The following is a 10,566-nucleotide window of genomic DNA, read 5'->3' on the forward strand; positions in this document are numbered from 1 at the left end:
CCGTGACGGTCAAGACCACGCTGTTCTTCGATCTCGACGGCACCCTGATCGATTCGTCCATCGGCATCACCCGATCCATCGCCTATGCGCTGGAACGCCTGAATCATCCGGTGCCCGACGCCGATGCGCTGCGCGGCTGGATCGGCCCGGCGCTGCGCACCAGTTTCCAGCCGCTGCTCGGCGACGAGGCGAAGATCGAACAGGCGGTGGCGTTCTATCTGGAGCGCTACAGCCGCGAAGGCTGGACCGAGCACCACGTCTACGACGGCGTGGCGCAGATGCTCGACGCGGTCCATGCCGCCGGCCACCGGCTGGCGGTGGTGACGGCGAAGAACGAGAACAACGCGCGCAAGATCCTCGCCCATCTGCCGTTCGGCGATCGCTTCGAGGACGTGATCGGCTCGACTCAGGACGGTCGCCTGACCCACAAGGTCGATCTGATCGAAGAGGCGATGCGGCGTCTGCAGCTGGACGCGGCGCAGTGCCTGATGATCGGCGACCGGCGCATGGACATCGAAGGCGCGGCCCAGCACGGCATGCGCAATATCGGCGTGTTGTGGGGCTTCGGCAGCGAACACGAATTGCGCGAAGCCGGCGCGCACCGACTCGCCGCGGCGCCGTCGCAGTTGCCGGTGTTGCTCGCGGCTTGAAGGCGAAGGTTTTGCCACGACGGGCGCGCCTGGGCGCCCGTTGTCGTGTTCGCCGAGGCCCGTGCCGCGAAGATCGTTTGCGCGCGCGGATGCGGCATTGCCGGGTGTAATCCGCGATCGTCGTCACGGACTCGGGTATCCCCGGCCGCCCGGCGCCCGGGACGCGCGCGGGCTGCGCTAGTGTCCGCACGCGGCCAAGGAGGCCGCGTTCACACACGGAGTCATGCATGAGCCGTCTGTTAAAGATCAGCCTGTTGGGCCTGATGATCGCGTTCGCGTCGACCAGCGCGGTATCGGTTCCCAGCTATCCGCCGCTGGCGCCGGGTTATCAGCGCGATTTCTTCGACGACCAGGGGCATCTGGTCGGTCGCTGGGTCAACGATTGCGACAACGTGCATTTCTCGCAATGGGGCGTGCGCACCGACCGCTATACCGATTCGCCGACCGTCTGCCTGTAATCGGCCGCGTCACCGGGCACGGCCGCTGGCGCATCGCGTCCGGCGGCCGTGCCGCCATGGTCGGCGCCATCGCCAATAGCATGGCCGCCGCGTGAGTAAGCTGCGGAATCGTCCAATCCAAAAAAGCCAAAAGCCAACTCAATCACGAATACACAAAGTCGTGACAGCGCTTAACGCGCATTTCATGCCTGTGCATGACAAGTCTGGGATACGGTGCGCGAGCGGCGAATGGGTGCCGCACACTCGGGAGAGATATCGCATGCGTCGTATCGGATTGTTTTCCGCCGTATTGGCCGTAGCGTTGGCCGGTGGCATGTCGTTCAGCGCCATGGCCAACTGGCAGGGCACTTGGTACTACTACAACGCCGAAGGCGCGCAGATCGGCAAGTGGACCGCGGGCTGCGGCGCAGCCGACGGGCGTTGGGGCGACACCACCCACACCAACACCAACAAGCGTTTCGTGCAGGGCTGTCAGTCCGAGAGCTGATCGAGCCGCTCGGCCTTTGCGTCTTCGCCCGCGGCCGCGACGAGGCCGCGGGCGAAGCGCGGCGCGCACCGACAACCATGATTCGTCCGACGCGATTCGCATCGCGTCCACCGCGATGATGTCGCCGGGTGCATGCCGTTCGAAAAGCTCCGTTCGCTCCGGAGCTTTTCGTTTTCATGCGCATGCCGGCGCCGCCGCGCCGATGCCGGCAAGCGCGATCATCGACGGATTCTTCGGCTGTATTCCTTCGCTTACAGGAGAGACACGCCATGCGTTATATCGCCATCGCAACCCTGACCGCGGTACTCGCCGCCGCCGCGACGATCGGCAGCGCCAGCGCCGCGCCGCCGTGGCAGGGCTATTCGATCACCTATTTCGATTCGGCCGGCGAAGTAGTCGGCGGCGCCACCGCGAATTGCGGCGGCCAGTACCTGTCGTGGGGCGAGCACACGGATGTGTTCGAAAAGCGCACCTGGATTTGCGATTGATTCGATTCGATCTCGCCGCATCGAGTCTGCGGGCTCGATGCGGCGAACCGGTTGCGTCGTTGCCGTGATGTCGTGGTCGCGGCTTGCGCCGCTCCTACAGGTAGCGAACGCGACAACGCAGCGACTGTAGGAGCGGCGCAAGCCGCGACCGCGAACCTTCGGCTACGGCGTCACTGCGTTATTGCCCGCACGTTTCGATGCGCCACCGTGGCCAACCTTACCGCCCGCCGCGCCAATCGCTCGCCAGCAACCCCAGCAACTCGCTGTCGGTGACCCGATCGCCGACGAAGAAACTCTCCCGCTGCCGGCCCTCGGTCACGAACCCCAGGCGATGCAGCAGCGCGCGCGAGGCCTGGTTGTCCGGATCGATGCCCGCATCGCAGCGGTGCAGCCCGAGGTGATCGAACGCCCAGTTCAGCGCCAGGGTGGCGGCTTCGCGCGCGATCCCGCGGCCCCACTGGGCGCGATGCAGCGCATAGCCGAGCTCGGCGCGGCGATGGACGGCGCTGAAGGCGAACAGGGTGCAACTGCCGATCAGCGCATCGTCGCCGTCGGCGATGACCCAGTTGATCAGCCGGCGTTCCTGCATCGACTTGCGGATGTCGACGATCAGCGCCCGCGCCTCGGCCACGTCCTGCATCGGCGGACGGCTCCAGTAACGCATCACCTGCGCATCGCCGAACAATGCGAACAGGGCCGGCGCATCGTCGTCGCGCGGCCCGCGCAGGCGCACGCGCGGGCCTTGCAGCAGCGGGAAATCCTCGAGCGCGGCGAGCCGGGCCGCGATCGCTTCACTGGTAGGGGACACGGTCATGAGAGTCTCGGGCGACGTACTGGGGCGTGTGCTCGGCCGGCGCGGTTCGAAGCGCACACAAGCTGTGCTAGCTTGGCCGACAGTCCAGAGAGTCTGCCATGTCCATCACCCCACGACGCACCAAGATCCTTGCCACCCTCGGCCCGGCCACCGATCCGCCGGGCGTGCTCGATGCCTTGCTCACGGCCGGCGTCGATGTGGTCCGCCTCAATTTCTCCCACGGCGATCCGTCCTCGCAGATCGCGCGCGCCAACGCGGTGCGCGAAGCCGCGCTGCGGGTCGGGGTCGAGGTCGGCATCCTCGCCGACCTGCCCGGTCCGAAGATCCGCATCGAGCGCTTCGCCGAGGGCAAGGTATTGCTCAAGGCCGGCGACCGCTTCGACCTGATCGCCGCGGAAAACCCGCCGCCGGGCAATCTGCGCGAAGTCGGCGTGAGCTACCTGGGCCTGCCCGGCGACGTCAGCCCCGGCGACGTGCTGCTGCTCGACGACGGCCTGCTGCAGCTGCGGGTCGGCGCGATCGACGGCGAACGCATCATCACCACCGTGCTCAACGACGGCACCTTGTCCGATCGCAAGGGGCTCAACAAGCTCGGCGGCGGCTTGTCGCTGGGCGCGCTGACCGAACGCGACAAGGAACTGATCCTGGTCGCGGCCGAATTGAACGCCGACTTCATCGCGGTGTCGTTCTGCCGCAACGCCGAGGACATGAACGAAGCGCGCCGGATCGCCCGCGCCGCCGGCAGCGATGCCGCGCTGGTGTCGAAGATCGAGCGCGCCGAGGCGATCGAAAACCTGTCGGAGATCGTCGAGGCCAGCGACGTGGTCATGGTCGCGCGCGGCGACCTGGGCGTGGAGATCGGCGATGCCGAACTGCCCGGCCTGCAGAAGAAGATCATCCGCGAATCGCTGCTGCGCAACCGGGTGGTGATCACCGCCACGCAGATGATGCAGTCGATGGTCGACAACCCGATCCCGACCCGCGCCGAGGTGCTCGACGTCGCCAACGCGGTGATCGACGGCACCGACGCGGTGATGCTGTCGCAGGAATCGGCCGCCGGCCGCTATCCGATCAAGGCGGTCGAGGCGATGGCGCGCATCTGCCTGGGCGCCGAGCGCCAGTTCAACCACGACACCGATTTCGAAGCCGCGCCGCGCAACCTCGAACGCGCCGACCAAGCGATCGCGATGGCGGCGATGTTCCTGTCCGAACACATCGGCGTGCGCGCGATCGTCGCGATGACCGAATCCGGCGGCACCGCGCGGTTCCTGTCGCGGTTCCGTTCCAACGCGCCGATCTATGCGTTCTCGCGCCACGACGGCGCGCGCCGGCGCATGGCGATGATGCGCGACGTCTACCCGATCGATTTCGACAGCCGCGGCCAGGCCTCGCGCGACGCGGCGCGCAACGTGGTCAAGCAGTTGTTCGATTGCGGCAAGCTGGCCCAGGGCGAGCGGGTGATCTTCACCAGCGGCGACACCATGGAACAGCACGGCGCGACCAATACCCTGCGCCTGCTGCAGGTGGGCGAGGGCGGCAGCGCCGAGGGGCTGGGCGAGCTGTAAGCCGGCGCCATCGCGTGCGGCCGATGCACGGGAGGTCGACGACCTCCCATGCGCGGCGTGAACCCTCGCGGTATCGGTGCAGCGGGGCGATTACGCCCCGACGTAGCCGCCCTTGAACACCGGCTTCCACTGGCCCGACTTGCGCGTCCAGATCTGGTATTCCACGCCCTCGTACTGGCCGAGCTGGAAGATCAGTTCCGGCTCGCCGTCGCCGTCGAGGTCCAGACGATCGAAGTAACGATGCGTTTCCACGCCATCGCCGCCGGTCAGCTGGACCAGCCGGCCGGCGGTCTTGTAGCCGCCCTTGCCGTCGGCCTCCAGGATCAGCACCGCATCGACGCTCAGTTCGCCGGCGTTTTCGCTCTTGGGCGGCAAGTCCCAGACCAGGCTGGCGACATGCACGGTGCCGAGCTTGCCGGCATCGAAGGCATGGATCTGCACGCCGCCGCGCTGCTCGGCGCCGGGGCGGGCCTTGAGCGCCTTGTCGATCTGGCCGCGATCGATCTTCTCGCGCTGCAGGGCCGCGCGCAGTTCGCTGTCGATGGCCTTGCGCGCGCCCGACGACACCGCGGCGTCGGCGCGCGCGGCCTGCGCGGTCGCGGCGAAGTTGGTCGCCAGACCGACGACCTCGTCGCTGCGCGCGGTCATCGGCGCGAGCCGAACCTGCGCTTCCAGGCCCACACCGGCGCTTTCGCGCGGCTCCAGCACCTGCACCACGCCGTCGGCGCCGCCGCGGCGATAGAAATGCAGGCCGCGCCGGACCGGGTAATAGCTCGCCTGCGCCTGCATATCGGTTTCCAGGTAGCGGCCGCCGTCCTCGACCCGCGCGAGCGCGACCGCCCAGCCGCGATCCACCGCGAACAGCAGCTTCGGCTCGCCGCTCAGGCGTTCGGCCTTGGGGTTGAGCAACTGATCGCGGACCAGCCCGGCCTGGCGCGCGCCTTCGCCGTCGCCGGCGGCCTGCAGCGCATCGATCAGCATCTGATGGCTGCGCGCCTGATACGGCGACAAGGCCACCGCGCGTTCGGCCCAGGTCTTGCGCTGATCCGGCGTGGCCGCCGCGTAGCCCGAGGCGATCGATTCGGCCGTCGGCGCCTTGGCCTGCAGCAGGTCGGCGCGAATCCAGCCCACCGACGGCGAATCGCCGTCGGTATGCCCGCGCACCCAACCGTTGAGTTCGCATTCGATCTCCACCGCCGTGGCGATCGGTATCCGGTTGACCAGCCCCGCCTCGCTGCGCGGCACCGGCCGCATCAATGCCGCGGTGACCGAGACGTAGCGCGTGCCGCTCTTGGGCGCGGCCTTGCACGAGGCAACGGCGGATTGGTATTCGTCGTCGATGTCGGCGGCGTGGGCGAAGCCGGTCGCCGCCAGCATCAGCGCCGCGGCGAGCAGGCTGCGATGTTGGTACGCGCGGAAGTGGGTGGTCGGCCGGTGAGCGTGTTGCGGCATGATCGCTGTCCTTTGCGGTGAATGCGGATGCGCAGGCTAGGGCTTGCCGGTGACGCGTGCAATCGCGACGTGGCGGTCAGTTGTCGCCATGGATTTGTTGTAGGAGCGGCGCGGGCCGCGACCGCGTCATCCCGCGTGCGACGCAGGTCGTCTGGCCGTCGATGCGTCGGCGCGGCGATGGGGCGGTCGTCGTATGCGAGGTGACGCGGCCGCGGCTTGCGCCGCTCCTGCAGGGCGGCCACGGTGCATTCGGCGGGATCGGGTCGAAGCGGTGACATCGGTACCGGCCGACACGCTGAAAACGGTTACCGCCCAAACTGGGCGCAAGTGCCTGATTCGACAGGCCCGGCCGCGGGGCAAGGTTCACCGTCAACGGCTATAATCGCGGGCTTCCCACCGCTGCCGCAGGATCTCCATGAGCATCGAACAGCTTGCCGAAACCGCCCTGGCCATGGTTGCCCCGGGCAAGGGCATCATCGCGATCGACGAGTCGACCGCCACCATCGCCAAGCGCTTCGCCGGCGTCGGTATCGAGAACACGGAAGAGAATCGCCGCGCCTACCGCGAGCTGCTGCTGACCACGCCGAAGCTGAGCGACTACATCTCCGGCGCGATCCTGTACGACGAAACCCTGCGTCAGTCGACCAAGGCCGGCGTGCCGTTCGCCAAGCACATGGCCGAGCACGGCATCATCCCGGGCATCAAGGTCGACAAGGGCCCGGCGGCGCTGGCCGGCTTCCCGGGCGAAGTGGTGACCGAAGGCCTCGACGGCCTGCGCGCGCGCCTGGAGGAGTACTACAAGCTCGGCGCCCGCTTCGCCAAGTGGCGCGCGGTCATCAACATCAGCGAAGACATCCCGTCGGGCACCTGCATCGAGGCCAACAGCCACGCGCTCGCGCGCTACGCCGCGCTGTGCCAGGAGCAGGGCCTGGTGCCGATGGTCGAGCCGGAAGTGATCATGGACGGCAGCCACGACATCGACACCTGTTTCGAAGTCACCGAAGTCACCCTGCGTTCGCTGTTCGGTTCGCTGTACGAGCACAGCGTGGTGCTCGAGGGCACGATCCTGAAGGCGTCGATGGTCCTGCCGGGCAGCACCTGCCCCGATCAGGTCGGCGTCGAGGAAGTCGCCGCGGCCACGCTGCAGTGCCTGAAGTCGACCGTGCCGGCGACCCTGCCGGGCATCGTGTTCCTGTCGGGCGGTCAGTCCGACGAGGCCGCGACCGCGCACCTCAACGCGATGAACCAGATGGGCCCGAACCCGTGGCCGCTGTCGTTCTCCTACGGCCGCGCCATGCAGTCGGCGGCGCTGAAGCTGTGGTCGCAGGATCTGGTCGGCAATCTGGCCAAGGCCCAGCAGACCGTGTACGAGCGCGCCAAGGCCAACGGCCAGGCCGCGCTGGGCGAGTGGAAGCCGGCGGCCTGAGTCCGGTTTTCATCCAGCCACTGGCTCGATCGCAACAAAAAACGCCGGCCTCGCGCCGGCGTTTTTCTTTGTGTGCCCGTTGGCGGCCGGCGATTTCTCCGGCGCGGCGGGATGCGCTCTCGCGCCTGGGTTTTTGCTGCAAGATTCGATCCGGACGGCGCGCGGCCGTCGGCTTCACTGACCGCAGGGGCGTGCGATGGAAACCCAATGGCTGGCGTTCGCGTTCGCGGCGTTGATGGTCACGCTCGCGCCCGGGCCGGACACCTTCCTGGTGATCGGCAATGCGCTCAGCGGCGGCGTGCGTCGCGGCCTGGCGACGGTCGCCGGCATCCTCACCGGCGGCCTGTTCCATGTCGCCTTGTTCGCGTTCGGCGTGGCGCGGCTGCTGATGTACTCCGAGCGCGCGTTCTGGACGATCAAGATGCTCGGCGCCGGTTATCTGGCCTGGCTCGGGGTCAAGGCGTTGCGTTCGGCGTTCGCCGCGCGCGTCGAGGCCGATCCGGCCGCCGCGATCGAACCCTCGCCGCGGCCGTCGCTGTGGCGCAGCTATGCGCAGGGCGTGCTGACCAACGCGCTCAATCCCAAGATCGCGATCTTCTACCTGGCGTTCCTGCCGCAGTTCCTCGCGCCCGGCCCGGACATGGCGATGCAGTCGATCGCGATGATCGCGATGCATTACGCGATCGGCACCGTGTGGCTGAGCCTGCTGGTGATCGGCGCCTCGCGCATGGCCGGCGCGGTGCGCAGCACGCGGGTGGCGCGCGCGCTCGACGGGGTGATCGGCGCGATGATGCTGGGCTTCGGCGCGAAACTGGCGTGGTCGTCGCGGTGAGCGGCGGCGCGGCGCGCGGCTGTTAGGCTGGCGCCATTCCGCAACCGGTCCGGTCGCCATGTCGAATTCCGCAACGCCGTTCATTCCGCCGCAGGTGGCGACCTTGCTCGCCGCCAATCGCAAGATCGAGGCGATCAAGCTGGTGCTCGACAGCAATCCCGGCCTGGGGCTGCGCGCGGCCAAGGACGCGGTGGAGGGCTATCAGAGCAATCGGCAGTCGGCGGCGGTCGCGTCGAGCGCGCGCAGCGCTGCGGCAAAGCAGTCGTCCGGCGCGGGACAGGTCGGCGATTTTCCCCAGGCCGCGCGCCAGGCCATCGCCGCGGGCAATCGGATCCTGGCGATCAAGATCGTGCGCGAGGCCTATGGGCTGGACCTGCGCTCGGCGATGCAGCGGGTCGATGCCTACAGCGAAGAGCACGCGCCCGACGCGGACGACGATGCGGACGCTGGCCGTGCGAGCGCCACGGCGAATCTGCCGGCCGAGGTGGTGGCGTTGATTCTCGGCGGCGATCGCGGCCGCGCTGCGCAGCTGCTGGAGGCCAAGTATGGTTACTCGACGCGCGATGCCATGACCGGCATCGTCGCCTACGAACTCTCGCGCAGGCGTCGCGGCTTCGGCGCAGCCGGCGGCGACACCGTGCGCGGCGGCGACAACAACGGCAAGATGCTGGTGATCGCCGCATTGATCGCGATCGCGGCGGTGGCGGCGTGGTATTTCATCGCCGCTTGATCGCCACATGTGGTCCGAGGCATCAGCAACCCATCGAATCGAAGGATCGACCATGAGCGCGCAGCACTTCGCGATTTACTTCAGCGACCCCGCCTTCCGTCTGACCGACGCCGAACAGGCCCTGGGCGAGATCGGGGTCGAAGTGGCGCGCGACGGCGACATCCTGCAACTGTCCGGCGAGGATCTGCCGCGTTTCGCGGTGCGCTTGCTCGCGGGCGATTCGGTCGCGGCGCAGGCGCGGCGGCTCGCCGAGGGCGCCGGTCGCGCGACGCCCGAGGGCGAGGCGCTGTCGCGTTGCGATCGCTGTTTCATCGTGGAGATCGAGGACTTCGACGAGGCGCTCGATGAGATCAATACGATGATGGAAGTGCAGGCGGCGTTGCAGGATGCGAGCGGCGGGGTGCTGTTCCTGTCGTGGAACGGGCACTTGTCGTTGCCTTACGCCGGATGAGCGCACGCGCGGTTGCGGTGACGGCGTGGTTGAGAATTCGCGGTCGCAGCTCGCGCAGCTCCTACAGTCGCTTCCTGTAGGAGCTGCGTAAGCTGCGACCGCGAAAATGGAACCACGGCGTAGCTTTCGGATGACGCGTATTGCAGCCGCGGATCAACCCAACGTCGCCAGCCACTCCTCGTCGCTGCCTTCGTTGACGCCCTCGAACAGGAACGTGCTCAGGTAGCGCTCGCCGGTATCGGGCAGCATCGCCAGAATCACCGCGCCCGGTTCGGCCTGGACCGCGACCTGCAGCGCCGCGGCCATGGTCGCGCCGGCGGAAATGCCGACGAACAGGCCTTCCTCGGTCGCCAGCCGACGCGCGGTGTCGCGCGCGAGCGCATCGTCGACCGGCACGATCGCGTGCGCGGCGCCGCGATCGAGCACGGCCGGGACGAAGTCCGGGGTCCAGCCCTGGATCTTGTGCGGCTGCCAGTCCTTGCCGCTCAGCAGCGAGGCGCCGGCCGGTTCGCACGCGGTCACCCGCACTTCGGGCCGCGCCACGCGCAGCACGTCGGCGACCCCGCTCAGGGTGCCGCCGGTGCCCCAGCCGGTGACGAAATGATCGAGCCGGCGGCCGGCGAAGTCCTGCACGATCTCGGCCGCGGTGGTGCTGCGGTGATAGGCCGGATTGGCCGGATTCTCGAACTGGCGGGCCAGGAACCAACCGTGTTTGGCCGCCAGTTCCGCCGCCTTGCGCACCATGCCGCTGCCGCGCTCGGCGGCCGGGGTCAGGATCACCTTGGCGCCGTACGCGCGCATCAGCTTGCGGCGTTCGATCGAGAAGGTCTCGGTCATCGTCGCCACGAACTTGTAGCCGCGCGCCGCGCAGACCATCGCCAGGGCCACGCCGGTGTTGCCCGAGGTCGCCTCGATCACGGTATCGCCGGGCTTGAGCTGGCCGCGCGCCTCGGCGTCGAGAATGATCGCCAGCGCGAGCCGGTCCTTGACCGAACCGCCGGGATTGAACGATTCGACTTTCGCGTACACGGTCGCGTGCTCGGGGGCCAGGCGGTGCAGGCGCACGATCGGGGTGCGGCCGATGGTGTCGAGAATGCTGTCGTGGATCATGGATGCGGGCTCCTTGGGGGACGTCCGGAGTATGAACCGCGATGCCCGTCGGCGGCGTCGTGGCCGTGGTTGCAGTGCTGCAACCTGCCAAGGTGAGCGCAAT

The 10,566-nt window shown here is 68.2% G+C and carries 12 protein-coding genes; 9 read left to right on the top strand and 3 right to left on the bottom strand.

Annotated elements, in window-relative coordinates; all coding sequences use genetic code 11:
• The first annotated feature begins 2 nt into the window (after positions 1-2).
• From IEQ11_RS04830 to IEQ11_RS04845, 4 genes are all read left to right on the top strand, one after another.
• Entirely contained in the window at positions 3-650 is a 648-nt protein-coding gene (locus IEQ11_RS04830) for an HAD hydrolase-like protein (RefSeq protein WP_191822750.1), read from the top strand.
• 227 nt (positions 651-877) lie between these two features.
• Positions 878-1,108 carry a DUF6289 family protein gene (locus IEQ11_RS04835; RefSeq protein WP_036106696.1) on the top strand — a complete coding sequence of 77 codons (231 nt, stop codon included), beginning with the start codon at positions 878-880 and terminating at the stop codon, positions 1,106-1,108.
• Between the two features lie 259 nt (positions 1,109-1,367).
• On the top strand, positions 1,368-1,595 hold the full coding sequence (locus tag IEQ11_RS04840; RefSeq protein WP_191822749.1) for a DUF6289 family protein: 228 nt from the start codon (positions 1,368-1,370) through the stop codon (positions 1,593-1,595).
• 269 nt (positions 1,596-1,864) lie between these two features.
• Entirely contained in the window at positions 1,865-2,083 is a 219-nt protein-coding gene (locus IEQ11_RS04845) for a DUF6289 family protein (protein WP_046655596.1), read from the top strand.
• Between the two features lie 217 nt (positions 2,084-2,300).
• On the opposite strand, the gene IEQ11_RS04850 is transcribed toward IEQ11_RS04845, so the two are convergent.
• Positions 2,301-2,897, bottom strand: coding sequence for a GNAT family N-acetyltransferase (locus tag IEQ11_RS04850; RefSeq protein ID WP_052756084.1), 597 nt, complete (start codon positions 2,895-2,897; stop codon positions 2,301-2,303).
• Positions 2,898-2,995: 98 nt separating this feature from the next.
• Here IEQ11_RS04850 and pyk point away from each other — a divergent pair, with 98 nt between their 5' ends.
• Positions 2,996-4,462, top strand: coding sequence for a pyruvate kinase (gene pyk, locus IEQ11_RS04855; protein WP_036106700.1), 1,467 nt, complete (start codon positions 2,996-2,998; stop codon positions 4,460-4,462).
• Positions 4,463-4,552: 90 nt separating this feature from the next.
• On the opposite strand, the gene IEQ11_RS04860 is transcribed toward pyk, so the two are convergent.
• Positions 4,553-5,914, bottom strand: a complete 1,362-nt coding sequence (locus IEQ11_RS04860; protein WP_191822748.1) for a hypothetical protein — start codon at positions 5,912-5,914, stop codon at positions 4,553-4,555.
• Positions 5,915-6,329: 415 nt separating this feature from the next.
• Here IEQ11_RS04860 and IEQ11_RS04865 point away from each other — a divergent pair, with 415 nt between their 5' ends.
• The 4 genes from IEQ11_RS04865 (at position 6,330) to IEQ11_RS04880 (ending at position 9,353) form a co-directional block, all read left to right on the top strand.
• Positions 6,330-7,340, top strand: coding sequence for a class I fructose-bisphosphate aldolase (locus IEQ11_RS04865; protein WP_036106704.1), 1,011 nt, complete (start codon positions 6,330-6,332; stop codon positions 7,338-7,340).
• A 196-nt stretch (positions 7,341-7,536) separates the two neighbouring features.
• On the top strand, positions 7,537-8,172 hold the full coding sequence (locus IEQ11_RS04870; protein WP_191822747.1) for a LysE family translocator: 636 nt from the start codon (positions 7,537-7,539) through the stop codon (positions 8,170-8,172).
• A 58-nt stretch (positions 8,173-8,230) separates the two neighbouring features.
• Positions 8,231-8,902: a hypothetical protein gene (locus tag IEQ11_RS04875; RefSeq protein WP_191822746.1), complete on the top strand. Its 672-nt coding sequence runs from the start codon at positions 8,231-8,233 to the stop codon at positions 8,900-8,902.
• A 52-nt stretch (positions 8,903-8,954) separates the two neighbouring features.
• Positions 8,955-9,353 carry a hypothetical protein gene (locus tag IEQ11_RS04880; RefSeq protein WP_191822745.1) on the top strand — a complete coding sequence of 133 codons (399 nt, stop codon included), beginning with the start codon at positions 8,955-8,957 and terminating at the stop codon, positions 9,351-9,353.
• 153 nt (positions 9,354-9,506) lie between these two features.
• On the opposite strand, the gene cysK is transcribed toward IEQ11_RS04880, so the two are convergent.
• Positions 9,507-10,463 carry a cysteine synthase A gene (gene cysK, locus IEQ11_RS04885; RefSeq protein ID WP_191822744.1) on the bottom strand — a complete coding sequence of 319 codons (957 nt, stop codon included), beginning with the start codon at positions 10,461-10,463 and terminating at the stop codon, positions 9,507-9,509.
• Positions 10,464-10,566 lie beyond the last annotated feature (103 nt).

It is taken from the genome of Lysobacter capsici (assembly GCF_014779555.2).
Classification (GTDB): Bacteria; Pseudomonadota; Gammaproteobacteria; order Xanthomonadales; family Xanthomonadaceae; genus Lysobacter; species Lysobacter capsici.

Coding starts and splice junctions, on each gene's coding strand:
- IEQ11_RS04835 (WP_036106696.1), top strand. CDS start 878: ATGAGCCGTCTGTTAAAGATCAGCCTGTTGGGCCTGATGATCGCGTTC.
- IEQ11_RS04840 (WP_191822749.1), top strand. CDS start 1,368: ATGCGTCGTATCGGATTGTTTTCCGCCGTATTGGCCGTAGCGTTGGCC.
- IEQ11_RS04845 (WP_046655596.1), top strand. CDS start 1,865: ATGCGTTATATCGCCATCGCAACCCTGACCGCGGTACTCGCCGCCGCC.
- IEQ11_RS04850 (WP_052756084.1), bottom strand. CDS start 2,897: ATGACCGTGTCCCCTACCAGTGAAGCGATCGCGGCCCGGCTCGCCGCG.
- pyk (WP_036106700.1), top strand. CDS start 2,996: ATGTCCATCACCCCACGACGCACCAAGATCCTTGCCACCCTCGGCCCG.
- IEQ11_RS04860 (WP_191822748.1), bottom strand. CDS start 5,914: ATGCCGCAACACGCTCACCGGCCGACCACCCACTTCCGCGCGTACCAA.
- IEQ11_RS04865 (WP_036106704.1), top strand. CDS start 6,330: ATGAGCATCGAACAGCTTGCCGAAACCGCCCTGGCCATGGTTGCCCCG.
- IEQ11_RS04870 (WP_191822747.1), top strand. CDS start 7,537: ATGGAAACCCAATGGCTGGCGTTCGCGTTCGCGGCGTTGATGGTCACG.
- IEQ11_RS04875 (WP_191822746.1), top strand. CDS start 8,231: ATGTCGAATTCCGCAACGCCGTTCATTCCGCCGCAGGTGGCGACCTTG.
- IEQ11_RS04880 (WP_191822745.1), top strand. CDS start 8,955: ATGAGCGCGCAGCACTTCGCGATTTACTTCAGCGACCCCGCCTTCCGT.
- cysK (WP_191822744.1), bottom strand. CDS start 10,463: ATGATCCACGACAGCATTCTCGACACCATCGGCCGCACCCCGATCGTG.